The following is a 26493-nucleotide window of genomic DNA, read 5'->3' on the forward strand; positions in this document are numbered from 1 at the left end:
CCTACGTGTTACTCACCCGTCCGCCGCTAGCTTATCCCGAAGGATAAACCCGCTCGACTTGCATGTATTAGGCACGCCGCCAGCGTTCGTCCTGAGCCAGGATCAAACTCTCCATAATAGTGGACGATTGCTCGTCCTATTTGAATAAGCTTAATTGCTCATTTGAAGCTAGCGAGATTAATAATCTCATTTTTAGTCGATTGCTCGACTGTGCTTACTCACTCGTTGTTCAGTTTTCAAAGATCAATTTCTTTCGTCGTTACCGCCTCAACATCGAAGCAGGAACTACAATATATCATAGGTGTCCAACCAGATGCAAGCTTTATTTTTACAAATTTCGATAAAAACGGAAGCTCGTTTTGGCCGGACCAGTAATATACCACGGGTATTTGGATAATGCAACACCTTTTAAAAAGAAAATCTGTTTAGCTCTTGCTGTACAAGTTCTTGCTCAAACTGCTCTTTTAACGAGTCATTACTTGGCCCGAGCGACAGACCCATTTCTTTGAACTCACGGATCAAATTCTGAATCTTATTTAAATTACCTTCCTGTACGTAATGCTCTGTCTGATTAATAACATGGAAAGTCATAGCCTGATAAGCATCCGTGAAGCTTTGATCAACATCTTCTGCCCCTCTATAATCAGCATAATAACGTTTAAATGTTTGAATGAGTGTTTCGTCCATCTGTCAACTCTCCTTTCAAGATAGGAGTCAGTTTGCCTCAAGGAAAGGAAAAATATTCATCATCGAAAAGCAAAAGCTCCCGCTGTGTAGCAGCAAGGAGCTTTTCGCATGAATCATGCCTTTTTCATTGTTTATCTATAAAAAACTGATTATTTCACTTCAATTTGAGTGATCTTTCCGTTATAACCTCTTACCTGAACTAATTTGTTTTGATTTGGCACCAATTGAGATAGGTCACCGGAAATAACTACATTCGGAGAAACTGTGTAGAGCACTGTTCCGTTATTATTAATAGAGATTGTTGCGATTTTACCTTGAACATCAAAAGTTGTACCATTAAACAAGCCAATCACATCGATTGCTTGGTTATTTTGAGCAAGTGTCGTCACATTGAAAATAATTTGGTTGTTGCTGGTAGTTTGGACACTAACTACATCTCCGACTTGAAGACTGACTGCAGGCACTTGAACTCCATCGCGGTAAACAACCGTATTGGAACCAACTGTATACTTGGTGGATGTTCCAGCGGAATTCGTCAAAGTAAACTCATTGTTGTAAACAGCTGCAGTAATCGTTCCGCTAGTTGCTGTAGCATTATTGCTTTGCTGAGCTAGTTTCGTTACTTCAATATAAGTAACTACATTATTAACTGCATCCAACTGGACTTCATCTCCGACTTGCAGAGCAGAAGGGCTTACTTTCACACCATCACGCCAAACGAACACATCTGGATGAAGCGTATATGGAGTCGCTACGCCACCTTTGGTGAGTGTAAGAACATTATTAGCAACCAAGGCGCTTAAAGTTCCAGCACTCTCGTCTTCCTCTTGTTCGTTGCTTGTACGATCAAGCAATGCTGCAAGCTGAGCACGCGTTACAGGCTGGTTAGGTCTGAAGGTGTTATCCTCAAAGCCGTCAATCAGACCTTTTTCGATCGCTACAGCAATATAGCCTACAGAACCAGCAGGAATTTTGTTTGCATCTTTAAATGTAAGGTGCTCGTTCATTTTCGCTTTTGCTTCAGCTTCCAAGCCCAAAGATTTGACTAGCAGTGTAGTCGCCCAAAGACGGTCAGCAGCTCCCATCGGATTCACATTAGCGTCACCCTCAGCGAACAAATCGTTTTCAAGCGCTACAGCTACATAACCTACAGCCCAGGCAGGGATACTTTTCGCATCCGCAAAGTTCAGCTTTGTTTGCTTTTCAGCATCGGACTCAGCTTGTTCACGCAATCCCATATTACGAACAGCCGCTGCTAGAGCATCAATGCGTTTAACCGTGTCATTAGGCTTGAAGGTACCATCCTCGTACCCTTCAAAAACACCTTTGTTCGCCAAGCTTGCGATGTATCTCAGAGCCCATTGCGCACCATTCATATCCTTGAAGTTTAGATTAATGTTAATCGTCGTTTTATTATTCACTTTAACATTGTGATAGCCTTTGTTTCCGAAATTATTGTATTCGATTTTTTTAAATTGAGATTTATTGTTACCGCGACCGTGATCATTGCCATTTGCAAAAGCGGCAGTTCCGCCACCAGCAACCATAGTTAGAACAAGACCTGTAGCTACGAATTTTTTCATTAGGTTTTTTTTCATTTTAAAATCTCCCTTAGTCATTTTATGGTTTATACATAAGATTAAGATGGAGCCTTCGCGAAGGGTTCCTGGTTATGCTACAAGGATTCGCCAATGCTTGTCAGTTTTTGGGGGTGCAGGTTTTAAATCTTTCAGAATCAATTCTCAAAGTCTATTAAATCCACCCTGAAACTGCTAAAATGAAGACCATATAGTCTAACGCTAAAGGAGCTTATGTATGCGCTTACGAAACCCGCGAGTTGGGCTCGCTATTGTTCTGGCTGTACTCATAATCGTTGTATCAGCCTTCTCATTCGGCAAGATTTGGTTCAAGCAAGGAAGCTTGAATATGACCGCAGTAGCTCCAGCTGTTACACATCATGCGCCTCCACAAGTGAGTGAAGTACCGGCATCAGTACCCAATCAAGATACGAAAATAGAAAGTGTTGCCACATATCCAACTGAAAACGTCGATGTTGTTGTAATTGGAAGTGAGCTTGAAGGCCTCTATTTGGCCAGAGCCGCCATGGATGAAGGCCTCAAAGTGAAAATATTAGATCCCCATCAAGCCTTTGGCGGTCAGATCCTTCAAAGTCAGATGCTGTTTCTAGATGAAACACGCGACGAGCAAGGACATCTACTCGTACAGGGCCGCGCTAAGGAGCTATTCGATGGTTTCCGAAACGCTAAGATTCGAAAGCTTTCTGAATTCACGACTTATATGGACAAGTTAAGCAAAGATATCCCGATTGAATCAGGCATCACAATTCAAGAAGTTGAACAAATTCAAACTCCTGACAATATGCATAAAATCCCTTCCATCCTATATAAGACAAATAAAAACGAAGTTAAGAAAATCACAGCCTCCTACTGGGTAGACAATAGTGATTTTGCTGCCTTAATGAGCCGCTTGGAATCCAAACGACTACCAGGTCTTGAGAAATTTTATGGGCAAAAAGATATTGAGTACATGAGCGCAGGCATGATGATGAAGTTCAAACATGTAGATTGGAAAAAGTTCAATACGACCTTTAACGCACTAAAGCCTGAGGAAAGATCGAAGCAATTCGGCGGTGGAAGTGTCAGTGATAGCTTCGCTATCGGACTTAGCGGTATGACGAAAGCGTATCACCCTTCGAATGATCGCGTTTTCCTAAGAGGTTTGAATGCGGTGAATCAACGCGATGGCGAAGTCCTCATTAATGCATTGCTTGTCTACACCGTGGATCCAGCCAAACCGGCATCTGTGCAAGAAGCGGTCTATCTGGGAAATAAGGAAACAGCCCTAATTTTGCAGCATTTCCGAAAAACATTACCAGGCTGGGAGAAAGCTGAGCTAGGCGAACTGCCAACTTATCCTTATATTCGAGAATATAATCACTATGAAATGGACTACACCCTCAAACCATCTGATCTCCTTGCCGGTACGATGTTCTGGGACAATGTCAGTATTGGCGGTTATCCGCTTGATCTCCAAGGTACGAGTGCCAACAAATGGGGAATTGAGATGGGACGCCCTGATAAATACGGCATGCCGCTTCGCAGCTTTTTACTGAAGAATTATGAAAATGTTATAGCAGCAGGAAAAAATGTGGGTTCCTCCGCGATTGCATACGGCAGCACGCGTATTCAGCCAAACACGAGTTTGGCCGCAGAGTCTATTGGTGTCATCCTAGGCCAGCTCCATGGCAAGCAGAAACTACGCGAAATTAAACCCGAAGACATGCTGAAGCTCCAATCCTACTTAGCTACTCGTTATCATATCAAGTTGACTGGCGTAACAGGAACTAACAAGATCACTGGCTGGAACGAAGAGGAAATTCGCAAATTGGATACTGGAGAGATCACTTATCCCAGCTATGTTCAAACGCGAAAAAAAACAGCCGTTAAATAACCTATGGGTAGTATCGACCGTGTTCTCGTTCATGTAACGGGTGAGCACGGTTTTTTCTTTTAAAAAAAGGATTGATAGTGGAGCAACATACGTATACAATAAGCATTATACTTATATTCACTTACAAACACTTAAGTAAAGGAGGTAATCACCCTTGTTTCAAGAAGAACGGCTTCTTTCCATCCTTGAATACTTAAAATCAAATAAGCGTATCTCCGTAGATCTGATTTGTGAGCTCTATGAAGTTTCTCGCGATACAGCTAGACGAGATATGGTCAAATTAGAGGAGCAAGGATCCATCGTACGTACACGAGGTGGAGCAATTCTTCCTACGCTTTCTAAAGAAGTCGGCAATTATGATCAGCGCTTGCAAGAAGAATCCTCATCTAAACTAACGATAGGTAGGAGAGCAGCTACACTCGTTCAAGATGGCGATTATCTGATGATGGATGCTTCAACAACTGTTCTGCATGCAGCTACTGCCCTTACGTCGAAAAACAACATTGTCATCACAAGTTCCATTGAAACAGCCGCGATCCTTACCCGTAAGGATGGCATTACGATTCATATGCTTGGCGGTGTGCTAGATAATAAGCACCATAGTGTTTACGGGGCTAAGGCGATAGAAATGTTAAGCGAGTATCACGTTGATAAACTTTTCATTGGGACGTGCGGCATTTCCGAGAATGGGCTATCCGCCCCTAATGAAGAGGATTGTTATTTAGTAAGAGCGATGATGGAGCATGCTGATCAAGTAATCGTTCTCGCAGATCATTCCAAATTCGGCAAGCGTTTGTTCCATCGTGTCGTGGGATTTGAAAGTATAGATATTTTGGTAACAGATCAAGCATTGAGCGAGGAAATGAAAGAGCAATTATTGGCCAGTGAGGTTGAAATTGTACTAGCAGGAGGAGAAGAACATCATGATTAAACTAATTATTAGCGATCTGGACGGCACGCTGCTTGACCATCATAAGAAAGTCTCTCAGCGAGAGCTCAATGCTCTACAACAAGTGAGAGACGCAGGAATTACTCTTTGTCTAGCCTCTGGCAGAATGAATTCAGAGATGCAGAGAGTACTTCAAGATATAGATCATCAAGCTCATTCCGTTTCCCAAAATGGTGCTTTCATCCACTTGATGGATGGTATGCTTCTCCAAGCGAAGCTATTTGAGCCTTCCATCGCCCATCGAGTGTATCAGCTCATCGAGGCTTTCGATGTAGTTAAGTTTATTTGCTCCGGGAGTGCCAATTATATTGAGCGCTTGAGTCCCGCTTCCGACGAGATCCAGAAGAGAATGTTTGAACCTTTTATAGTCAAAAGCGAGATCGAACAATCTCTGAAGGATGCATTTCCGATTTGTAAATTCTCCCTATTCGGGCAGGTTGACGATCTACTTGAGATCAAGTCACTGTTGGAAAAAGAACTCAGTGATCAATTGGACATCTATATGGCGGATACAGATTGCCTCGATATTATGCCTCACCAAGTATCCAAAGGCAGCTCCCTCCTTACACTTCTTGCACATTTGGGATTAGAACCTGAAGAGATCGCGTGTTGTGGAGACTCCTTTAATGATGTCTCGATGTTCGGCATCACTCCGCATAGCTTTGCTATGCACACTGCTCATTCAGACGTGAAGAAGCATGCCGCGCATACAGTGAATTCTGTTTCCGAAGCGATTGCTCATGTATTGGCTTATAATGAAAAGCTTACGACTGCACATAAAGGAAGCGCCGCATTATGAAAAGATTATTAATTATGGGCTGCCTCTCCTACTTATTAACAGGCTGCACGCACGTTATTTTTGGCGCTGTGTTACCTGAACTACTCGCCCATTATGGACGAAGCTACAGTGGCGGCGGCATGCTCGTATTTCTACAATTTGGCGGCTTCATGCTTGGCGTACTTGCCATGCCATCCCTTATTCGTCGCATCAGTCGTCGAACTACAATTACACTAGCTTTTTGTTTACTATTTATCGCTATGCTTGCTATAGGCTTGTTACCGCTATGGCCAATGGTCGTAGTTCTTACTTTCATTGCCGGTATCTCATTCGGACTTGTGGAGTCCAGCATCAGCACCTTCATCCTCATGGCTGCCAAAGATCAACAAGCCGTCGCCTTCAGTAAACTTGAAGTATTCTTTGGACTAGGCGCCTTATTCATGCCGCTTGTATCCAGTCTACTCATCGCAAATGGGTTATGGAAATTCGCCTTTATGCTGCTCGGACTAAGTGCTCTTGCTACAGGCATCATTTGGTCAAAGCTTTCCTTAGGCGAACATGATGAATTACTTGCACATAAAGCGGATCGTTCACAGCAAGCGGATCAAGTTCCTGTACTATCTAAAAAATCGTTCATTTTTATATGCCTACTTATGACCGTCTTCTTCTTATATTGCGGCATGGAAAATACGATTGTAAATTTCTTACCGTCGATCTTTAAGGACCAGCTGCATGCTTCAAGCTCCGTCTCTACACTCGGTGTGACCGCTTATTGGTTAACCATGGTTGTTGGTCGTTTATTCGCAGGTGCACTAGCTGAGAAAATGACCTATTTCAAATACTTAGCTTTCTCGTTCGCTTTAAGTTTGATCACCGTAATCGTATGGGTGTTTAGCACGAATCTCTGGAGCAGCTTTGCCGTCATCCTCTTACTTGGGTTATTCATGTCAGGTATGTTCGCCGTTGCCCTCATCTATGCGAATCAACTGTTGCCCGGACGTACGGAGCAAACGACGAGCGCGCTCATTGCCGCTGGCGGTTTAGGCGGAGCCATACTGCCGCTTGGTGTCGGCTGGGGCATGGATCACTTCCATGTAGGTGTCTCGATCTGGTTTGTACTTATTAGCATGTGTGTTGTTTTGGGCATTATTATGTATACACGTAAATGGAAGGCTCCTCTGTTGGGGGCAAAAGTGTGATGACGTGAAGTGCGTGACGTGATGCGAGAAGAAAATAAGCCCCTTCACATCCACAACGGTGGAATGAAGGGGCTTTCGTTTTACTGAAATGGCTTTAATTGTATCAGAATGGCGTTGTCTTCAAACACCACATCTTTAATGCCAATTAGCTTAGGTAAGAACGATTGCAGTGGTATTTCAATAGGAGCTAGTTGGAGCCAAGTACTTGGCAGTTGCCAACTCCTGAGCTGCGTATTCACATGCTGAATGACTAGATTAGGCGGATCCCATTGCAGTGTGAATGTCGCGTGGGCACCGATCGGAATCCGATCACGCCACCTCACGTTGACATCCGCCTCGACCATGGCACCCTGCAGGTTCAACTCTGCGCCTTCCATCCGAAAATCATGCGGTAGTAGGGTGTGCGATGCTAATTGCTTCTTGAGCAATTGATTCACTTCCTCCTCCGAAAGCCGAACGTCCAGCTTTCGGGTGAGGATCATCTCGGCAATTTTGCTGCTGATTGATATCTCTTTATATTGTAGATCCAGCGACTTCGTTGGTTTCACATACTGAATGATGATGAGTAACATCACCGCGGCGATGATAGCCAGCATCAGGAGTGTGATCGTAACTTTCTTCAGCATACTTTACACCCCGCAGATCCATGAGTAGCCCTCGCGAAGAAGTGAGCCTACTCTTCTTTATTCTGCTGCTTCTCTTTCAACCAGCGCGGAGCGCCCTTGCTCTTGCGATCGCGCTCGCGTTGCGCTTTGCTGACGGCCTTGCCTGCGGCGGCCGTCTTCCCTTGCGCTGCCGGCTTCGCCGGAGCAGCGCCCTGCTGGCCGCGCGCGTCTGGCGCCGCGGCACTTACACGCACCGCGCCCGCTGGCGCGGCAGCCTCACGCGCGCCGGCGGAGCCGCTGCGCGAAGGTGCTGCGCTTGGGCGCGCAGCTTCACGGCGGCTGCGCATCGTAGCCGCGCTGCGATCTTGGGCCGGGTCAACCAACCGGCCCTCGTACATAGCCTTCGGCTCGATCGTGATGCCGAGCTGCTTCTCGAATTTCTCGATGATGAAGAGATCTCTCGAGGTCACGATAGAGATCGAAGTCCCCTCACGGCCCATCCGGCCTGTCCGACCTACACGGTGAAGGTAATACTCGGCATTCGTCGCCACATCCAAATGGAAGACGTGTGTCACACCTTCAATATCAAGTCCTCTGGCAGCAACATCAGTTGCCAACAATAATTGGAATTTCCCATCACGGAAATTGCCCATGACTTTGGCACGATCCTGCTTACTCGCTTCTCCATAGAGAGCTTCAACAGAAAGACCAACATATTGAAGCTTACCAACGACTTGTGCAATATCATCCGTCACATTAATGAAGACAATCGCTGAAGTTGGCTTAATCATCCGAACAAGTCTTCGGAGGGTGTCTATCTTCTCACGTTCTTGACACACGACATAGTGATGCTCCAACGTTTCAGCTGTACGCTGGGAGGGGTTAATTTTGATAATAACCGGATCCTTCAGCCATCTGCCTGCTGCTTGCTCCGTACTTTGAGGAATTGTCGCCGAAACAAACACCATTTGACTAGTGCGAAGCATACCTTTGAGTACCGCTTCTACATCCTGCATAGAACCAAGCTCAAACACTTGATCGACTTCATCGACAATGCCCATTTTCACATGATGCAGCGTAAGCTTGCGAACTTTCATTAGTTCAAGCAAGCGTCCAGGCGTTCCAACAACGATATGCGGGTGAAGGCGCAGCTTTTCGATCTGTCTGGCAACAGCCGCCCCGCCAATTAAGGATTGTGAACGAATCGGTCCCCCGCTCGTCAATTTCTCAATTTCCTGCATGATCTGCATGCCCAACTCTCGTGTAGGAACAATGACTATGACTTGCAATTGTTTCTGCGCTGGATCAATTCGCTCCAAGGCAGGCAGCAAATAAGCTAATGTTTTGCCCGTTCCCGTCTGGGACTGAATAATCGCGTCTTTACCTTGCAGGAGAACTGGTATACCTTCCGCTTGAATCGGTGTTGGCTCACCAATCCCTAATTCTTGTAATTTATTCAAATAAGTCTGTGCAATCTGCAGCCCTTCAAAACTCGTGCTCAATACGATATACCCCTTTTCTCTTTCCAACCTCATGCCCATATTATATGCTAGAGTGCTTCAGCAAACAAATATGTAGACGCCGCCCCCCTATATGTCCGATCCCCAATCATTCAAAAACTTCTGTTTAATAGCATCCCGTGCACGAAAAAGCCTTTGTCGCACAACCCCTTCGGTCACGCAAAGTTCACTAGCCATATCTTTATATGATAAATTATGAATCCATTTCATCGCGATAATCTGTCTATAGGAGGGATTGAGTTGATTGATATAAGCAATAACGGCTTCTCTCATGACTTTCATTTCAACCTCTACGTCTGGTGTAGCCGAATAATCCGAAGTTGGGGCTGACTCCTTCAGGGAGAACAATACCTCTGTCTCGAGTTCATCACGGTTACGCCTATGTTTGCGCAAGTGATTGAGCGTTACATTCCGCGTAAGTCTCTTGAGCCAACCCTCATATTTATCAATTTCCGTTAATAAAGAGGCTTTGTGAACTGCACGGAGAAAGGCTTCCTGGATAATGTCCTCGGCGGCGGCATGATCTCTTAAAATAAAATTAATCATCGGATAAACGAGCAAGTAAAATTCTCTATAAATTTGTTCCTGCATACCTTTATCTAATGTATTAAAGTCGCTGTTAAATATCTCTCTCAGTGACTTCATTCTATCCCCCCTAGCCTACAGGTAAAAAGACCCATCGGTTATCTACCTTATTTTAGGTTAAAAAGGAGGAGTAAACAATCGTTACCTCTAAAATAATAGGAAAAAATTTCCCGTTCAAGAGGAAACGATTACAGATAGAATGGAAGTGTACTTCACTGACATTTTGACAGCCTCTTCTTCATCTATTAAACTAAAAGTGCTCCACTTACTCTATTTCCATCCGAAGGGATGACGTGCATGCCTACCGATTTCGAAAACGATTTTAACACGTTGGTCGCAAAGACCGCAGAACTGATTACAGGTGATACATCCCCAGAAATGATCGAGAAAATCAAGATATGGGCTTTCTTCAATCATGTTCATAAGGCACTACCCGCACTTGCCTCCCATTGGAATCAATCTCATCCCGAGGGCAAAGCAGAAATGCGAAAGATTTTCGAAGAAATCCGCGCGCTGAACCAAGCTAAGCAAGCAGCGAAGTCTGATCAATCAGAAACGTAGATAAGTAGAGAAAAGCGACCCCAATGTAAGTGGGAGTCGCTTTATTTTTTATTCATAACACGGGATGCGAGCTTGTTAAAGAGGCGAGGAAACATATGAAATAATTTAATTCCCACTCCTGCTACAAAAGGTAAGTTCTTCTCCGGAATGTTTTTCTCGATGGCATGAATGAGCTCTTTGACGACTTTTTCTGGTTTTAGCATAAACCAAGCAATGTTCTTGACATAATTACCGCTAGGATCCGCCTTGTCGAAAAATGGTGTCGCAATTGGACCTGGATTAATCGCTGTAACGGATACCCCTGATCTCGCTAGTTCCATACGCAAACTATTCGTAAATCCTAACACCGCATGCTTGGTTGCCGAATAGGCTGTTGATTTGGCAGAGCCAATTTTACCTGCCATGGAGGCAATATTGACTATATGTCCACGACCTGCCGTCAACATATGTGGGAGGACTGCCTGAGTGCAACGTACAAGCCCTAGATAATTCACATCCATCATCTCTTCAAAATGAGCAAGAGGCGCTTCGGTAAATGCCTCAAATATCCCATATCCAGCGTTATTAATCAGTATATCAATTCGCCCAAATTCGGCGATGATGCGACTCACAGTTTGATTTACCTCATCCGTATTCGTAACATCCATGGCGTAGACAGCGTGTTGCCCGGGCAAGCTTGAAGCAATTTGTTTTAACATATCCGTACGCCGTGCTGTCAATACAGGAATAGCTCCCTTGGCTGCAAAGTGCTGTGCCATCAAAGCTCCAATCCCACTTGAAGCGCCTGTAATCAAGACGACCTTATTCTTGATTTCCAACCCTGTTCCACTCCCTTCTACGCGCAAAAAAAATGGAGCTACCATAGTGCTGGTACTCCAACGTTCTTACTTATATTACGTAATCAGTACTTGAATGTCTAGTTCACCAATTCCATCCATAATTAAAGGAATGGTTAACGCTCTCTTCGGCACAAATCCTGCTGCCGTTGCAGATTGGACTAACTTCGGTGGCGTAATGTCTACGCGAACACCCTGATTAAAGAGCATTGTGCTTGCATTTCCACTAATCATGTTGCCCAGTTCAGAAATGGCGCTCTTTCCCATTTCATCCATCTCAGTAATGACGAATCCGCCCATCATGGCAGACACCATTTTCAAAGCAACATCTTCAGCTAAGCCGAAAACGACGTCGCCCTCCATTTGTCCAGTCATACCAATTTGGATCCAAATATACTTTTCCACAAATTTGACGTCTTTAATGCCGAGCTGCCCTGTCGTTGGGCGAATGTTAGCAACTTGCTCGATGACGATTCTAGCCGACTCCAAAAAGGGATTAATGTACTCAGCCTTCATAGCTCCGCTCCGATCTCATTTGTGAATAAGTTCCACAGAAAAACGACCTTTTTCAACATTATACATAATATTTTAGGACAAGTATACTGTCAATTTTACAAAAATAGTTCTATCTACTCAGATACACACCACTCTTCTACCATCATACTTAAATTGTCGAAACCTAGCATTGAAACGACTTCAAATAATAAAAAAAACAAAAACAATGGTAAATTATACAAAATAAGCTCTAATCCTGTTAAACTATGGAAGAGAATCTCAAAAAAGGAGAGATGAGAGTCAATGACGCTGAACCCCCCTCCTGTACGTACCCGAAAATCCACTATTTACCTAATAGGCTGCTTCGCGATCTTCGGTATTCATTTATTTTATTTGCACCATCTATCTTTTTTTCAACATAACCGCATGGCAAGTATCGTACTCGATTGTGGTATGTTCGTCGTATTTATGTTACTCGCCTTATTCGCAATTAGGTTACTCAAGCGACGTGAAACCAGTATTTCGGAAACTGCGGAGCGATATAAATCACTATTCGACAACCATCCTGATTCCATTATTTCCTTTAGTTTGGATGGTGATATCCTTTCTTCGAATCATGGACTTGAAAGCTTGCTCGGCTTGGGTGAAGAATCATCCAAATCCGCCTCATTTCTTCCCATGATCCACCCTCCTGATCTACTCAAAACGCTGCACCATTTCCAAGTGGCTTCAGAAGGAATGCCCCAAAATTTCGATGCTTCTTTCTTACATCAGAATGGATTTCCTATCCCTTCTAATGTAACTTTTGTTCCAACCAAAGTAGGCAACCAAATCGTTGGCGTTTATGCTATTCTGAAAGACTTGACCGAGATCAGGGAACAGAAGAAAGAAATTGATAAGCTCTATAAACAAAATCAACTTATTCTCAATTCGGTTTCTGAAGGCATCTATGGGATTGATACGAATGGTCGCACCATTTTCTGGAACAAAGCTGCGGAAGCCATCACAGGTTGGAAAGTGGACGAAATGCTTGGCAGACGCATACATAACCTAATACGTCCTCTTCATGAAGATGGAACTTTTGTCATACCTGAGGAAAACACAACAGTCAATACGATGCTTCAACGTGAAGGCGCGATCATGAATGAAGATCTGTTCTGGAAAAAAGATGGAACCAACTTTCCCGTTGAGTACATGTCCAGTCCTATGTTAGATGGGGGTGGTCAGCTGCTAGGCACCGTCATTACATTCAGTGATATCACGGAACACAAGCAAACGCAGGAATTGCTTATTAAATCAGATAAACTATCTGCTGTTGGACAATTGGCGGCAGGTGTAGCGCATGAGATCCGCAATCCGCTAACCGCGTTAAAAGGATTCCTCACGCTGCTCAAAACAAACTCTGCCAAGGAGCAATATTACATCGAAATTATGCAAAAAGAATTGCAGCGTATAGAATTCATTGTGAACGAGTTTTTGTTTGTATCCAAACCACAGGCTACCCATTTCGTTACAAGTACGTTATATACGATCATCATGAGCACTGTAGAGCTGCTTCAGCCTCAAGCACTGCTCTCTAATATCGAAATCGAAGCAGAGGTTGACGCTGGGCTTCCGCCGGTAACCTGTGATGAGAATCAAATCAAGCAGGTCTTTATTAATATTATGAAAAATGCCATAGAGTCGATGTCGCAAGGTGGGAATCTGCGAATTCATGCAGAGCTGCAAGGTTCGGGCACTCAAATTCTTGTTCGTTTCGTGGATCAAGGCTGTGGCATTGCGCCTGAACGTCTGCCCAAGCTAGGGGAACCCTTCTATAGCACAAAGGAAAAAGGAACAGGACTTGGCTTGATGGTTTGTTATCGGATCATAGAAGCGCATGGAGGGTTCATGAAAATTAGCTCAAAACTTACGGAAGGTACGATCGTCGAGATCACGCTGCCGACAACAACTTACTTATCTAAAGGAGAAGCAACAGGATGAACGGATTTCTGATCGATCTAGATGGCACACTTTACAGAGGACACGAGCCTATCCCTGGTGCCGCTGCTTTCCTGCAATGGCTGCAGCAGGAGCAATTGCCCTACCTCTTGGTGACGAACAATTCGTCCCGCACCCCGCAGCAGGTCGCCGAGCATCTGCAAGCGCTCGGCATGGAGGTACCCGCGGCAGCCGTCTATACGTCTTCGCAGGCGGCTGCGCAGTACATGACCGAGCAGCGCGCTGGTCAGCGCGTGCATATGATCGGCGAAGACGGCCTGCGGATTGCACTGGACGCAGCCGGCTTCGCGATGGATGGGACGACGACGCCAGATTACGTCGTCCAAGGCATTGATCGCAGCTTCACCTACGGGAAGCTGACAGAAGCGGTCCGCCATTTGAAGCATGGCGCGACCTATGTCTTAACCAATCCCGACCGGATGCTTCCGTCGGATGGGGGGCTTATGCCAGGGGCCGGCTCCCTGGCCGCTTCAATCACCGCCGCCTCCGGCGTGGAGCCGGTGGTGATCGGGAAGCCTTCGCCGATCATCATGACGTATGCCATTGAGCGGCTCGGTCTGCCCCCCGCCGATGTCTGGGTCATCGGCGATAACGTGCACACCGACATCCGCGGAGGCGCGATGGCGGGGTGCCGCACTGCTCTTGTATTGACGGGCGTCGCGACGCCCGTCAATGTGCACGAGCAGTTGGCGTCGGCTGGCATGACGCCGGACTTGGTCTGCACGGATTTGCCGCATTTCATAGCGCAGCTAAAAAACTGCTGATCGACAAATTCGGAATGATGAAAAAAACGGCACTACCTTATTGCCCAAGGTAGTGCCGTTTTCAATCCGTCTCGGGCATCCTGCTGGCTTGGTCTCTCTCTTGAATTTTTTGCTTTGTCAACGATGATGCCGCCATGTTGCCTAGGTAGCACTTCGTATCATATAATAAAGTCAGAAAAGGTTTTTATGCCCTTTACAATTTCGATAAATTTTATTTGTACCTTTGATCTTTACATCTAACTTGCAGGAGGTAATCTCATGAATATGAACCAGTTAGAAACCCTGCTCACGATTTCCAAGACGATGAGCTTTCGTAAAGCTGGTGAAATTCTAAACTTGACCCAACCTGCCGTTTCCGCACAAATAAAAAGTCTTGAGGATGAATTCGGTACGATTCTCATTGATCGTAATCAGCCTGTTACTTTAACGGATAGTGGAAAGCTCTTTTTGGAGCATGCGGAAAAAATATTACGGATCACCAGTGACCTGAAACAGCGTCTATCTGATCTGAGTCAAACCCCTCAAGGTCATATCCATATTGGCACAACAACTTCCATTGCCATGCAGATCTTACCGAGAGTCCTTTCCTATTTCCAGGATCAATTCCCGCTGATCAAAACGACCATTCATTCCATGACCTCATCTCAGATCATGACATCTGTGGAAAACGGTCATATCGATATTGGGATCACGTATTTGTTCGAGAAGAACCCAGCTTTGGAGACGTCCGTGCTTTACTATGATAATTTTGAACTCATCGTCTCCACTGCTCATCCGCTTAGTCGTTTCACACACTTGTCGATTGAAAAACTCAAAAACATTTCGTTTATCATGCTTTCCCCAGAAACGTGGGGGCGGCGTTTCGTCGATCAAATCTTCAAAAACTATGATGTAGCTCCTCATATCGTTATGGAGTTATCCAGCAGTGAGGAAGTCAAACGCATGGTTGAACTGAATCTTGGTGTTGCGATCATATCCAAAATGTCTGTTGCTGATGAACTGCGGCATGGCTCATTGAAAATGGTTAAAGTGAACGAACTGGATATTACTCATCCGGTAGGCGTAGTATATAAGTCAGGAAGATACTTGAATTCTGCCATGCAGCAATTTCTTCGCGATCTCAAAGGAATGCCAGAAACTCAATTTATCGGTTCAGAATAGGAGGACTAGCAGTGAAATTCGACTTACATACGCATCATGAGCGATGCGGACATGCGCAAGATACCATACGTGACTATATTGAGGCAGCTATATCAGCTGGCCTTCAAGTAATTGGCATCTCAGATCACTCCCCCTACTTTGGAAGCTCCGAAGATCGTGCACAACCTGCCATCGCCATGGCAAAAAGCGAATTTCCCCGCTATATTGAGGAAGTACTTCAACTCAAACAAGCGTATGCATCCAAAATTAATGTACTTTTAGGTGTGGAGTCTGATTATTTCCCAGAGCACGTGGAGATTTATAAGCAAGAATACGCAAAGTATCCGTTCGATTACATCATTGGCTCCGTTCATCTTTCCGGAGGTGTGAGTATCTTCAATCGCAATAGATGGAAGAAGCTGAACGAAGCTCAGCACGTTGAGCACAAGGAAGAGTATTACCGTCTGATTGCTGAATCTGCTCGTTCAGGTATGTTCCAGATTCTTGGGCATATTGATGCGATGAAAGGCTTCTACCCTGCATTTTCTGATATTCCTACGCCGAAAGTCGATGAGACACTGAAAATTATCGGAGAATCCGGCGTTGCCATCGAGATTAATACATCAGGGAAAACGAAAGATGTAGGCGGCTGGTACCCCTCACGCACAATTCTAGAACGTGCGCTTCATTATGGAGTTGAGGTTACTTTCGGTTCTGACGCCCATGTCCCTAGCCGCGTTGCTGACGATTGGGAAGAAGTTCAGAAAACCTTGAAGGAAATTGGCTTCAAGCATTGGGTCTATTTCGAAAATAAACTAAAGCAAATTGTCGCTCTGTAGTTGACTTTTTCTTTTCCCATATACCAAAAAGGTGCCTCAAGCGAAGAGGCACCTTTTTGGTATTTGCTTATATATCATAATTATGAACGCTCTTTACTCCTAAGAATGCCAATTTTTCATGCAGCTCTACTTTCAAAATTGCTTGCAACTGTTCAGGTTTCATCGGTTTATAAAAATAATAGCCTTGGATGTGATGGCATCCATTCGCCACCAGGAAGTCCGCCTGTTCTTCTGTCTCGACTCCCTCTGCAATCATTTGCAGCTGAAAAGCATTCGCCACAGAAATGATAGCTTTGATCATAGCTCGATCCTTGCCATCGGTTTGAATCCCGCGAACAAAGGACTGATCTAGTTTAATTTTCGTAACCGGGAACCTTTTCAAATAGCTTAGGGACGAATAATGTGTACCGAAATCATCCACGGAAATGGATATGCCTAGTTGGCGAAGCCTATTGAGAACGCCCATCTGTTCGTCCTGCATCGCTACATTCTCCGTGATTTCCATTTCTAAGTAGCGCGCTTCCAGCCCCGTCTCTTCCAGAATCGCACTAACTTTATCCACAATGCGTTCATCATGCAACTGTTTGACCGAAAGATTAACGGAGATCATCAGCGATTCTTCTGTTTGACGATGCCAAGTTTTCATCTGACTGCACGCGCCGCGGAGCACCCATTCACCAATCACATCTATAAGACCTAGTTCCTCTGCTAATGGAATAAAATCGGATGGCGAAATATAGCCTTTCGTCGTGTGATTCCAACGTAATAGTGCTTCAACACCCGTAATTGCCCCCTTCTTGCAATCAACCTGTGGTTGATAAACGATTTCAAGCTCTTTTCGATCAAGCGACTGGCGAAGATGATTCTCCATTTCCAGCCTTGAAATCGACAAGTTCTCCATCTGTTGATTGAAAAAGCTAAAGGAGCTGCCACTTACTTTCTTAGCCATATACATGGCAATGTCGGCGTTTTTGAGCAGCGCATCCCACGTCTCACCACCATACGGATACTGCACAATACCTATGCTTGCATTAATAAAGAAAGCACGATTCGCTAATATACAAGGCGGTTTCAAGACAGCAATGAGTTGCCTACAGAAGGCTTGAATTTTCTGCTCACTTGCGCAATCCTCCAACAAAATCGCAAATTCGTCTCCACCAAATCTGGCGAAGGTATGGAAAGTCAAATTGGATTCCTGGATGCGATGAACAACCTCTTGCAGCATAAAGTCCCCCATATGATGCCCATGTGAATCATTGACCATTTTGAAGTTATCCAGATCAAAGAAAAGGACAACTAGCGAGGTACCCCTCAAATGATTATAAGTAATTTGCTCTTTCAAAACCCTTTGAAAATGTGCGCGATTATGTATCCCTGTCAGTACATCATGGTAGGCCATATAGGACAACATTTGCTCAGATTCCTGCATCCGCTCCGTAGATTGCTGAAGCTCCTGCTGACCTGCAACCAGCTCTTCATTGACTGCTGTCAGATCTTCATTCGCGATCTGCAGCTCTTGGGTTCGCAGATTAACAGCTTGACTGAGCCGATCACGTTGTCGAATGATATAGATAATGAAGAATAATCCTAGAAATAAGACGAGTAGTAAGGCACATCGGATGATGAGCATTTGATTATTAATCGTTTGCTCCGCTTTGGCGGGAGGGGCGGTTGCAAGTTCCCACTTCGTATCCTGAAGATCGATCACCGCAATCAAAGGCGATTGATTGAACGTTGCATTTTCCCCATAGAACGCAGGCATACCTGGACTACGTATGGACATTCTCTGCCCTTCAGAAGCATCGTCTTTGATCCCTGCTTCATTTAGTAATTTATCCACGTTTATAGCAACAGACACGAACCCCCAGAAAACACCGTCTTCAAAAAGTGCTTTACGAGCTACCAAACCTTGCACACCTTGAAGCAGTATAAAGGGACCGTCCGTCGTCATTTTTTTCGTTTGCAGAGCTTGATAGACTTGAGTCTGGACATTCTCTCGAGGATCCTTCAGAAGATCCCAATTTATAATATTTTCATTCCCTTTGGAGGGATAGACGAACTTCATAACCCCATTTGGTGCAATAACAACATTAAAGGCAGACGCCTGTGAGCCTGCATACAACGCTTCCATGTAGGATTGCACTTCTTGATTACTTTGGTCTTTCAAATAGCTGGTGCTAATGTAGGCTTCAAGACTTGCCATTATATTGAAATTACGATTAATGACGGACTGTAAGGCAACGGCTTTGGCAGACAATTGGGCAGATTCCGTGCCTTGCAGTTCATTCAGCAGCGATGTTTTGTAGGTAGTAAGAACCGATTCGGATGAAGTAAACAGTAGGACAAAGATGAGGGATACGAAGAAGTACTGCAATCTGTTCATAGGTCTCTCCTCCCGAATTCGACTTGAAGCAGCGTCATTATTCGACATCTTTCTCTATTATTTCATCTCCTCTCCCTTACTGGCAATACATTTATTTGTCTCCGAGCCTGTCCATACTACCCCCTGCCAATCCCTTCCAAATCCTTTCTATCGAATTGGCGTTCCCACACTTTCATCCTTGTTATATAATTAGATATATGACCCTGAACGAATGGAGACATGAAGATGGACATACATAACATTTCTATGCATCTCATTGACGAGGACACGGACCAACCCCGCTACCAATTCGATGAAGAGGCACTTCAAGAATTAATGAAAAGCATTGGGGAAATTGGCTTGCTCTCTCCGATCAAAGTACGCATAACCGCCAACAACAGATATAAGATCATCTATGGCAATCGCAGATATAAAGCTACCAAAATGCTCGGGCTTCCAACCATATCTTGTATCGTGTCCACGGTAACGGATGAGATGGAGATCTATCTGGAGCAGATTGCTGAAAATCTAACACGAGAAGGCTTCTCTCCTATCGAGGAAGCCGAGGCCTTTCATAAGCTTATGCATGATGCGAAATTCAGCTCATCTATTAAATATCTTTCTGGTAAGCTTGGCAAACCTGAAACCTATATCAAAAACAAGTGTGAGCTGCTTAAGTTTGGGAACTCTGTAAAGAAGCTCATCGTAGGTGGAACCGAGATTCGCAAAGATAAGCTTACGGAGGATCAACTATTGCCTCTGAAAGATCTGCCAATAGAGCATCGTGATCCCATAGCCCTGATCATGGCACGTGATGAAATGCCTGTCAGCGATGTGAAGAAAATCGCGAAAATGTTTAAGGACAAAGACATCTCCGACAGAATCAAAGGGCAGCTGCTCTATAAATCGGGGCCTGAATTAATCGAAACCTGGTCTACCTTCCAGAACAATCGGGCTGAACGAGCGAAGCCGATCGCAGCCAAGGCACCTAAAGCTGAGAAGATGAAAGTTGAGGTTCAAGAAGTTGAAGTTCCTGCGCAGGTTACAGATATTAACAATGTGGGGCTACCCGTTGAAGCTAAGTTTGCTGTACCGCAAGCTGAAGCAATTGTAACTACTGCTGCTGGATCGATGCTACAAGTTAGACTACAGCAGCTACTTCAAACGATTCCCGCTCCACCTACTCTTAGCGATCTGCAGCTGGAGCAGGATGGGATGAATGAGCAGCAAAGAGAGCTATTCTCCCAAGAAGTCTCGACGTTAGTTGAACAGTTAGAGAAGCAATTGGAAGCTTGGAGAACCGTTCAAAGCTTAGCTATCTCTCGTTAAAACTCATTAACACCGCATGTGATTCGTGTTATTCCTAGTAAGGGGTACACTGGCTGCATGCGGTGTCTTTTTGCTTATTCGAACCCGTAGGTGATAGAAAAATCAGATCATTTTTCCCACTACCCTACTACCATACAAGTATGGTAGTATAAGTTTAGGCTTCATTTTGCAAAGGAGATCCACATGGATTACTTCAAAAAACCACAGATTAGTTCGACCCGAGATGCTGTCTACCACACGCTAAAAGCGCAAATTCTGAGTTTGACCCTGCTTCCAGGTGCCACCATTTCAGAGAAAGAAATGTCGGTAAGCTTCAACGTGAGTCGGACACCTGTTCGAGAAAGCTTCGTGCAATTAGCACAGGAAGGCTTGCTGGAAATCTATCCGCAACGCGGCACGGTTGTCTCTCGCATTGATCTAGAGTTGGTGGATGAAGCACGCTTCATTCGTGAACATCTGGAAAGCGCCGTTATTCGCTTGGCCTGTACCTCTTTTCCAGAAGAGTCCCTGCGCTTGCTTCAAATGAATTTAGCTTCGCAGAAAGTGTGTATGGATGAACAAGACTTCAAGAAAATGTTTGAGCTTGATGAGGAGTTTCATCGGACGATTTTCGAAGGCTGTAAGAAAATGAACACCTGGGCGGTCATTGGGCAAATTAATGTGCATCTGAACCGCACCCGAATGCTTCGCTTAGCGACTGATCACCATTGGGATGAGCTCTATGCGCAGCATGGGCAGATTGTGGAGGCCATCAAAGAACAGCAGCCTGATAGGGCAGAACAATTAATTCACGCCCATCTTCAAGTCGGCATTGCTGATCAAGCCTTATTAAAAGAAAAATTCCCTACGTATTTCAAATAGGTTGACGATAATGGAGGCGAGTGTGCATCTATGAAAATGGTATTCCGATGGTTTGGAGAGGGCAACGATACGGTCACGCTGAAGCAAATTAAACAAATTCCCGGTGTTGAAGGTATCGTATGGGCATTGCATGATGTTCCTGCTGGTGAAGAATGGCCGGTGGATAAGATTCAGAAGATCAAAGCCGAGGCTGATCGTGCGGGGCTGCATATGCAGGTCGTTGAGAGCGTCAACATTCATGAGGATATTAAATTAGGATTGCCAAGTCGCGATACGTACATCGCGAATTACAAGAAGACGATCGCCACGTTGGCTCAGTTTGGGGTCAAAGTCATTTGCTACAATTTCATGCCTGTCTTCGATTGGGTACGGACGGATTTACATAAGGAGCTGGAAGATGGCTCAACGGCACTATTTTATGAAAAAAGTAAAATAGCCAACCTCGATCTTACTGAGCATGTTGGCCGGATTAATGCCAACCCTGATTTCAGTATGCCTGGCTGGGAGCCTGAGCGACTTGCTCATTTGACAGAGCTATTTGACGCCTATAAGGATGTCACCGAAGAGCAGCTCTGGTCGAACCTCAAGTATTTCTTGGATGAAGTGATTCCCGTGGCCGCCGAGCACGGCATTCGAATGGCAATTCACCCGGACGACCCACCTTGGTCCGTCTTTGGATTGCCTAGATTGATGACGAGCCAAGCGAATATTCGCCGCTTTCTAGCCTTGCATGACAGCCCCTATAACGGACTTACGATGTGCAGTGGCTCACTCGGTGCGAACCCGAGCAATGATATCGTCTCGATCGTGCATGAATTCGCGGATCGGATTCCTTTTGCCCATCTGAGGAATGTTCGCTTGTATGAGAATGGCGATTTCATCGAAACCTCTCATCGTACACAGGATGGCACGGTTGATATGTCAGGTATTGTGCAAGCGCTGCATGCGAACAATTACGAAGGATTCTGCCGCCCGGATCATGGTCGTCATATTTGGGATGAGCGTTGCAGACCTGGATACGGGTTGTACGATCGGGCATTAGGTATCATGTATGTATGGGGACTTTGGGACATGCTGTGCCGCCAAGGCGCTACATTACAAGAAGGAGCTGTTACGGACTATGAGCGAATTAACTAAATTCCCATCCCTGCATGGGAAAGTCGTTGTGATTACTGGAGGCGCTGGCGTTCTGTGCCGCGTAATGGCATTAGAATTAGCTAGACAAGGCGCACGCATCGCTATTCTTAATCGTACGCACGAGAAAGGCTTGGCTGTGGTCCATGAAATTGAGGCCGCTGGTGGCGTGGCCATTGCTGTTGCTTGCGATGTTACCGCAGCTGAAAGTGTAGAGCAAGCTGCAGCCATCGTAACAGGACAGCTGGGCACCTGCGACATTCTAATTAATGGTGCAGGTGGCAACCATGCCAGCGCAAATACGACGAATGAGATTTTCAAAATGGAGGATGTCGCGAATCCAGATGTGCAATCCTTCTATGATCTAAGCATCCCTGGATTCCGCAACGTGCTGGATCTTAACTTCGTTGGCACGCTAATTCCAACGCAGGTGTTCACCAAGCATATGCATGGCAAAGCTGGGGCAACCGTGATCAATATCTCATCCATGAGCGCACCCTCGCCCATGACCAAAGTTCCTGCCTATAGCGCGGCCAAAGCGGCTATCGATAATTTTACAAAATGGTTAGCTGTTCATTTGGCTGAAAGCGGCATTCGTGTGAATGCGATTGCACCTGGGTTCTTTTTGACAGAGCAGAATGCCAAATTGTTGATGAAAGAGGATGGCAGTCTGACGGACCGCTCTCATAAAATCATTGCCCATACCCCGATGCGCCGATTCGGCAAACCGGAAGATTTATTAGGTACGCTTCTGTGGTTGGCTGATTCCGACATGTCCCGTTTCGTTACGGGTACGACAATCCCTGTCGATGGCGGATTCATGGCTTATTCGGGCGTTTAGATGAAGTCAGTTTAGCCATCCTGCCCTTTTCTTTTATACTAATTTGAATAGAGGTAGACGGAGTAAAGCACACGCCGTTTCATTGCATAACGCTCATTGTGAGCTATGCGGTGGAACGGTTTTTGTTTGTCTATATGCGTTGTGTTGCCAGATACAAAAAAACCTTAAGTATCCCCTCATCCCTCCCCCTCTTGTTACAAGAGGTTTATGACGAGTGTCTACTTAAGGTAGTATTTCAGGGTCGTTCATCACCGCTTACGCTTCATCCGGAATACAAACGATAATGCGTTGAATTTCCGCTGCGATCTCGGCAATCTGGTCCTCATAATTCTCATTCAGGAGAATTGTTGATTGGAGTTTCACAGCTTCCGCAAGCAGCGCTTCTGCCGATAGACTGCCCGCTACACCGATTAGCGTATGCGCAGCTCGTTTGGCAGCGACCCAATCTCCATTACGGTGATAGACCCAGAGCAGATCTGCGAAGTCACTGTAATTCTTCTTGAATAACTGCAGCATGACGAGAAGAATACTCTCTTTCCCCTCCACGCGGGCCAAAGCTCCCTCCCAGTCTATCGCAGAGATACCTTGATAATAAGGGGTTTCTTTTTCGTCAACCGGTTGAGGTTCCTTGAAGTTTCGCTCCCGCGCCTTCCTCTTCTCGGGCTCCATCCATTTATGAATGACTCGAAACAGCAGCTTCACATCCAGCGGCTTACTTATCACATCGTTCATGCCTATTCGGACGTACGCTTCTTGGTCTTGTTTAACCACATTAGCTGTAAGACCGATGATCGGTAATTCACGAAATCTTGGGTTCAAACGTAGGAGTCTTGTTGCCTCGACACCATCCATAACTGGCATATGGATATCCATGAGGACTAACGCAAATTCGCCATTTTCCAGCGTGTCTAGCGCTGCTTGACCGTTGGTCGCTAATGTGACCCTGTAGCCCTGGTCCTCGAGAAGTTCCATGGCCACTTGTTGATTAATTTCATTATCCTCAACCAGTAGAATGTGTCCATATGCCTCCTCTGTAACAGATGGATTCAACATCGATCCATGCTCAGCTTTCCGTGATTTATGATTGGGATAGAACAAATATTCCAACGTCTGATACAACTCTAGTCGACTAATCGGTTTAACCAGCACCGCATCTGGCCTTATCTCCTCAGGGAGTGTAAGCAGCTCTTCCTTCCCCATTGAGGATGTCAGACAAATTATGCGCGTTCGAACTCTGCGAATCAAAGCGAGGAGTGATTGCCATGTCTCAAGGCCATACATATCATCGATTTCCATATCCAGGATGAGGCAATGGAAGTCGCCTTTCCCGGCTTCTTTTCCGTCTAGCCGTTTGAATAACGAATCCCAAGAAGGAACCATCTTTACGATGAGGGCAAAGGATTCTAAGGTATCATGCAAGCTGTTTCGCATAAGGGGATGATCCTCAACAACCAACACGCGATACGGCTCATTCCCCTCCCCAATATCCCACTCATCTGGATCGTGTTGCTCAATGATTTGGAAAGGTAAGGTAAATGTGAAACGGCTCCCGCTTCCCATTGTACTTTCTGCTTGGAGCGTGCCGCCCATTAATGTAATCAAATGTTGGCTGATAGGCAATCCCAAACCAGTTCCACCATACTCACGGCTCATTGAACCATCAGCCTGAGAAAAGGGTTCAAAAATGTAAGAAAGCCGATCGGAAGAAATACCAATCCCTGAGTCTTCAACGCTGAATCGCAGTATCATTTCTTCACTGGATGTCTGTGGGTCGAACTCGATGTGAAGCATCACATAACCTGCACTCGTAAATTTAATGGCATTGCTGCAGAGGTTAAGTAAAACTTGTTTCAACCGAAGCGGATCTCCGAGAAGTCGTCTAGGCAGCTCAGCAGGCGTGCTGAAAATAAGCTCTATGGGTTGGCTCTTCGATAGTACACTGCAAATACTGGAGAGCTCCTTCAACAGGTCATCCAGATTAAAGCTCGTTCGTTCCACCTCTAATTTGCCTGCTTCTACTTTGGAAAAATCCAACACATCATTAATAATACCTAATAACGTATGCGAAGATAAGGTAATATTGGTTAAATAATCCTTCTGGTGCTCGGAGAGCGGTGTTTTCCCTAACAGTTGAGATAACCCAATAATTCCATTCAAGGGCGTTCGAATTTCATGACTCATTTTGGCAATAAAATGACTCTTGGCTTGATTCGCTTGATCAGCTGCATGGCGCATAGATGCTTCGGTAAAATCATGAATGGTCCCCACAATCCCTTTCACTTCTCCAGAAGCATGATGATAGGCTGAAAGTGTAACACGATAGTCTCTTCTTGGCCCCTCCGATGAAGGAATCGCGATTTCGAACCGCACATTATCACCACTCGTTAGTACTTCTTGAAAGTGCTGCTCCCAAAGCTCCTGCTCAGATCGGGGTAAAAAGGCGGTCATGCTAAGACCCTGCATATCCTCCACACTAGTTTGTGCGAGTAGACTCGCTGCTTGATTCACCGAGGTAATTTCGCCCTCCGTTGTGAAACCCAGAATGCCCTCCTGCGAGTTTTCAACGAGAATTCGATACCGCTCTTCACTTTCCTGGATCCGACGTTCTGCTAGACTCTTCTCAGTAACATCCGTCGCCGATCCTATGACTTCAACGACCTGTTCACCATCAAAAACGGGTTGTAACGTCGTGAAAATAATCTTTCCTCGGACCTCCAACTCATACGCAACTGGATTTCCCTTGTAGGCTTCTTCATATTTGGCTTGCAAGAATTGTGCAACTTCCTTTGAAGAATAGGGAACCTCCTGAACACACCTATGGATATAGTCATCTGGCTTAAGCCCGAGATGATGTAATAATTGCCCTTCAATGATTGTGTAAACCAAGGAATTCTGTACTTTTTGGAGTTTAAAGGTAAGACCAGGTTGGAAACGAAGAATATCAGCAAGCTCCTGCTGCATCTGTCGTACTTGCCCTCTAAGCTCTTCGGAACGTAAGAAATAGCGAAAAAGTCCTGCAACGAACATGCCCGCCCCTAAATGCAAAAGTAAATTCGGAATCACAAGCACGCTTGCAGGAAGCTTATAAACAAGGACCATATCCACGAATAACACGCTGACAGGACATAATACGAGCAGCATCCATTTCTTCCAATAGTCTCGGATGTAAAGATGAATAAGCAGACAACCCATATAAATAATCAAGCCTAATAACGATACGCGTAACATAACCGCTGGATCTATCATTGTCCGGCCAATAATGATGACAACCGTCGTAATAAAACCAGAAACACCGCCGCCAATGAAGGTAGCCATCAGAATTGCAATCGCTTTCAAATCTAGAATATGCCGTTCACTCACATGAACCCCAGTATACGCAAGCATAACCCCGAAAAGTCCGTGCGTTATGCCTGCTCCTATCTGAAATTTCCATCGGGCTGCCTTTTGCAATTTGGGGGAGTAAAAAATTTGAATAGATATAAAAACAAATACAGCTACAAGTGAGAAATTGTTTAACAAGTCTTTCAACATCGCAC

General features: G+C 45.2%; 22 protein-coding genes and 1 rRNA gene. 13 read left to right on the forward strand and 10 right to left on the reverse strand.

The window, feature by feature from the left end; translation table 11 throughout:
• The 3 genes from ASG89_RS21075 to ASG89_RS21085 all read right to left on the reverse strand — a co-directional run.
• Nucleotides 1-118, reverse strand: a 16S ribosomal RNA gene (locus tag ASG89_RS21075); the annotation flags it as partial.
• A 290-nt stretch (nt 119-408) separates the two neighbouring features.
• Nucleotides 409-687 (reverse strand): hypothetical protein, encoded by a 279-nt coding sequence (locus ASG89_RS21080; protein ID WP_057313053.1) that lies wholly within the window; start codon nt 685-687, stop codon nt 409-411.
• Nucleotides 688-836: 149 nt separating this feature from the next.
• On the reverse strand, nt 837-2285 hold the full coding sequence (locus tag ASG89_RS21085; RefSeq protein WP_063868064.1) for an S-layer homology domain-containing protein: 1449 nt from the start codon (nt 2283-2285) through the stop codon (nt 837-839).
• A 217-nt stretch (nt 2286-2502) separates the two neighbouring features.
• Between ASG89_RS21085 and ASG89_RS21090 the strand changes: the two genes are divergently transcribed.
• The 4 genes from ASG89_RS21090 (at nt 2503) to ASG89_RS21105 (ending at nt 7084) form a co-directional block, all read left to right on the forward strand.
• Nucleotides 2503-4158, forward strand: a complete 1656-nt coding sequence (locus ASG89_RS21090) for an FAD-dependent oxidoreductase (protein ID WP_057313054.1) — start codon at nt 2503-2505, stop codon at nt 4156-4158.
• 154 nt (nt 4159-4312) lie between these two features.
• Nucleotides 4313-5089, forward strand: a complete 777-nt coding sequence (locus ASG89_RS21095) for a DeoR/GlpR family DNA-binding transcription regulator (protein ID WP_057313055.1) — start codon at nt 4313-4315, stop codon at nt 5087-5089.
• Nucleotides 5082-5906 (forward strand): Cof-type HAD-IIB family hydrolase, encoded by an 825-nt coding sequence (locus ASG89_RS21100; RefSeq protein WP_057313056.1) that lies wholly within the window; start codon nt 5082-5084, stop codon nt 5904-5906. The genes ASG89_RS21095 and ASG89_RS21100 overlap by 8 nt, the downstream gene beginning before the upstream one ends.
• Nucleotides 5903-7084, forward strand: a complete 1182-nt coding sequence (locus ASG89_RS21105) for an MFS transporter (protein ID WP_057313057.1) — start codon at nt 5903-5905, stop codon at nt 7082-7084. Before ASG89_RS21100 ends, ASG89_RS21105 begins: the two co-directional genes overlap by 4 nt.
• An 80-nt stretch (nt 7085-7164) precedes the next feature.
• On the opposite strand, the gene ASG89_RS21110 is transcribed toward ASG89_RS21105, so the two are convergent.
• From ASG89_RS21110 to ASG89_RS21120, 3 genes are all read right to left on the reverse strand, one after another.
• On the reverse strand, nt 7165-7710 hold the full coding sequence (locus ASG89_RS21110) for a hypothetical protein (protein WP_057313058.1): 546 nt from the start codon (nt 7708-7710) through the stop codon (nt 7165-7167).
• 47 nt (nt 7711-7757) lie between these two features.
• Complete coding sequence (locus ASG89_RS21115) at nt 7758-9191, reverse strand: DEAD/DEAH box helicase (RefSeq protein ID WP_057313059.1); 1434 nt, start codon at nt 9189-9191, stop codon at nt 7758-7760.
• Nucleotides 9192-9278: 87 nt separating this feature from the next.
• Entirely contained in the window at nt 9279-9854 is a 576-nt protein-coding gene (locus tag ASG89_RS21120) for an RNA polymerase sigma factor (RefSeq protein ID WP_057313060.1), read from the reverse strand.
• Between the two features lie 237 nt (nt 9855-10091).
• Here ASG89_RS21120 and ASG89_RS21125 point away from each other — a divergent pair, with 237 nt between their 5' ends.
• On the forward strand, nt 10092-10355 hold the full coding sequence (locus ASG89_RS21125; protein ID WP_057313061.1) for a DUF2573 family protein: 264 nt from the start codon (nt 10092-10094) through the stop codon (nt 10353-10355).
• Nucleotides 10356-10396: 41 nt separating this feature from the next.
• Here the strand turns inward: ASG89_RS21125 and ASG89_RS21130 are convergent, their stop codons facing one another.
• Nucleotides 10397-11173, reverse strand: coding sequence for an SDR family NAD(P)-dependent oxidoreductase (locus ASG89_RS21130; RefSeq protein ID WP_057313131.1), 777 nt, complete (start codon nt 11171-11173; stop codon nt 10397-10399).
• Between the two features lie 75 nt (nt 11174-11248).
• Nucleotides 11249-11707, reverse strand: coding sequence for a chemotaxis protein CheX (locus ASG89_RS21135; RefSeq protein ID WP_056613703.1), 459 nt, complete (start codon nt 11705-11707; stop codon nt 11249-11251).
• Nucleotides 11708-11989: 282 nt separating this feature from the next.
• On the opposite strand from ASG89_RS21135, the gene ASG89_RS21140 reads away from it, so the two are divergent.
• From ASG89_RS21140 to ASG89_RS21155, 4 genes are all read left to right on the forward strand, one after another.
• Nucleotides 11990-13669: a PAS domain S-box protein gene (locus ASG89_RS21140; protein ID WP_057313062.1), complete on the forward strand. Its 1680-nt coding sequence runs from the start codon at nt 11990-11992 to the stop codon at nt 13667-13669.
• Nucleotides 13666-14451 carry a TIGR01457 family HAD-type hydrolase gene (locus tag ASG89_RS21145; protein WP_057313063.1) on the forward strand — a complete coding sequence of 262 codons (786 nt, stop codon included), beginning with the start codon at nt 13666-13668 and terminating at the stop codon, nt 14449-14451. Before ASG89_RS21140 ends, ASG89_RS21145 begins: the two co-directional genes overlap by 4 nt.
• Before the next feature lie 258 nt (nt 14452-14709).
• On the forward strand, nt 14710-15612 hold the full coding sequence (locus tag ASG89_RS21150; protein ID WP_057313064.1) for a LysR family transcriptional regulator: 903 nt from the start codon (nt 14710-14712) through the stop codon (nt 15610-15612).
• Between the two features lie 11 nt (nt 15613-15623).
• Complete coding sequence (locus ASG89_RS21155) at nt 15624-16430, forward strand: histidinol-phosphatase (protein ID WP_057313065.1); 807 nt, start codon at nt 15624-15626, stop codon at nt 16428-16430.
• Nucleotides 16431-16497: 67 nt separating this feature from the next.
• Here ASG89_RS21155 and ASG89_RS21160 read toward each other — a convergent pair whose 3' ends face one another.
• Nucleotides 16498-18813, reverse strand: a complete 2316-nt coding sequence (locus ASG89_RS21160; RefSeq protein ID WP_057313066.1) for an EAL domain-containing protein — start codon at nt 18811-18813, stop codon at nt 16498-16500.
• A gap of 225 nt (nt 18814-19038) precedes the next feature.
• Between ASG89_RS21160 and ASG89_RS21165 the strand changes: the two genes are divergently transcribed.
• The 4 genes from ASG89_RS21165 to ASG89_RS21180 all read left to right on the forward strand — a co-directional run bounded on the left by ASG89_RS21165 (nt 19039) and on the right by ASG89_RS21180 (nt 22957).
• Complete coding sequence (locus ASG89_RS21165; protein WP_057313067.1) at nt 19039-20121, forward strand: ParB/RepB/Spo0J family partition protein; 1083 nt, start codon at nt 19039-19041, stop codon at nt 20119-20121.
• A 183-nt stretch (nt 20122-20304) separates the two neighbouring features.
• Nucleotides 20305-20982: a GntR family transcriptional regulator gene (locus tag ASG89_RS21170; RefSeq protein WP_057313068.1), complete on the forward strand. Its 678-nt coding sequence runs from the start codon at nt 20305-20307 to the stop codon at nt 20980-20982.
• 30 nt (nt 20983-21012) lie between these two features.
• On the forward strand, nt 21013-22119 hold the full coding sequence (gene uxuA / locus ASG89_RS21175) for a mannonate dehydratase (RefSeq protein WP_057313069.1): 1107 nt from the start codon (nt 21013-21015) through the stop codon (nt 22117-22119).
• Entirely contained in the window at nt 22103-22957 is an 855-nt protein-coding gene (locus ASG89_RS21180; protein WP_057313070.1) for an SDR family oxidoreductase, read from the forward strand. The genes uxuA and ASG89_RS21180 overlap by 17 nt, the downstream gene beginning before the upstream one ends.
• Before the next feature lie 255 nt (nt 22958-23212).
• Here the strand turns inward: ASG89_RS21180 and ASG89_RS21185 are convergent, their stop codons facing one another.
• A complete protein-coding gene (locus tag ASG89_RS21185; protein ID WP_057313071.1) occupies nt 23213-26488 on the reverse strand; it encodes a response regulator in 3276 nt (1091 codons plus the stop codon).
• Between the last annotated feature and the right edge of the window lie 5 nt (nt 26489-26493).

This window comes from Paenibacillus sp. Soil766 (assembly GCF_001428105.1).
Lineage (GTDB): Bacteria > Bacillota > Bacilli > Paenibacillales > NBRC-103111 > Paenibacillus_E.

What these genes read in the sequence shown, in the direction of transcription:
- ASG89_RS21080 (WP_057313053.1), bottom strand. Translation starts at nt 687, where the DNA reads ATGGACGAAACACTCATTCAAACATTTAAACGTTATTATGCTGATTAT.
- ASG89_RS21085 (WP_063868064.1), bottom strand. Translation starts at nt 2,285, where the DNA reads ATGAAAAAAAACCTAATGAAAAAATTCGTAGCTACAGGTCTTGTTCTA.
- ASG89_RS21090 (WP_057313054.1), top strand. Translation starts at nt 2,503, where the DNA reads ATGCGCTTACGAAACCCGCGAGTTGGGCTCGCTATTGTTCTGGCTGTA.
- ASG89_RS21100 (WP_057313056.1), top strand. Translation starts at nt 5,082, where the DNA reads ATGATTAAACTAATTATTAGCGATCTGGACGGCACGCTGCTTGACCAT.
- ASG89_RS21105 (WP_057313057.1), top strand. Translation starts at nt 5,903, where the DNA reads ATGAAAAGATTATTAATTATGGGCTGCCTCTCCTACTTATTAACAGGC.
- ASG89_RS21110 (WP_057313058.1), bottom strand. Translation starts at nt 7,710, where the DNA reads ATGCTGAAGAAAGTTACGATCACACTCCTGATGCTGGCTATCATCGCC.
- ASG89_RS21120 (WP_057313060.1), bottom strand. Translation starts at nt 9,854, where the DNA reads ATGAAGTCACTGAGAGAGATATTTAACAGCGACTTTAATACATTAGAT.
- ASG89_RS21125 (WP_057313061.1), top strand. Translation starts at nt 10,092, where the DNA reads ATGCCTACCGATTTCGAAAACGATTTTAACACGTTGGTCGCAAAGACC.
- ASG89_RS21135 (WP_056613703.1), bottom strand. Translation starts at nt 11,707, where the DNA reads ATGAAGGCTGAGTACATTAATCCCTTTTTGGAGTCGGCTAGAATCGTC.
- ASG89_RS21140 (WP_057313062.1), top strand. Translation starts at nt 11,990, where the DNA reads ATGACGCTGAACCCCCCTCCTGTACGTACCCGAAAATCCACTATTTAC.
- ASG89_RS21145 (WP_057313063.1), top strand. Translation starts at nt 13,666, where the DNA reads ATGAACGGATTTCTGATCGATCTAGATGGCACACTTTACAGAGGACAC.
- ASG89_RS21150 (WP_057313064.1), top strand. Translation starts at nt 14,710, where the DNA reads ATGAATATGAACCAGTTAGAAACCCTGCTCACGATTTCCAAGACGATG.
- ASG89_RS21160 (WP_057313066.1), bottom strand. Translation starts at nt 18,813, where the DNA reads ATGAACAGATTGCAGTACTTCTTCGTATCCCTCATCTTTGTCCTACTG.
- ASG89_RS21165 (WP_057313067.1), top strand. Translation starts at nt 19,039, where the DNA reads ATGGACATACATAACATTTCTATGCATCTCATTGACGAGGACACGGAC.
- ASG89_RS21170 (WP_057313068.1), top strand. Translation starts at nt 20,305, where the DNA reads ATGGATTACTTCAAAAAACCACAGATTAGTTCGACCCGAGATGCTGTC.
- uxuA (WP_057313069.1), top strand. Translation starts at nt 21,013, where the DNA reads ATGAAAATGGTATTCCGATGGTTTGGAGAGGGCAACGATACGGTCACG.
- ASG89_RS21180 (WP_057313070.1), top strand. Translation starts at nt 22,103, where the DNA reads ATGAGCGAATTAACTAAATTCCCATCCCTGCATGGGAAAGTCGTTGTG.
- ASG89_RS21185 (WP_057313071.1), bottom strand. Translation starts at nt 26,488, where the DNA reads ATGTTGAAAGACTTGTTAAACAATTTCTCACTTGTAGCTGTATTTGTT.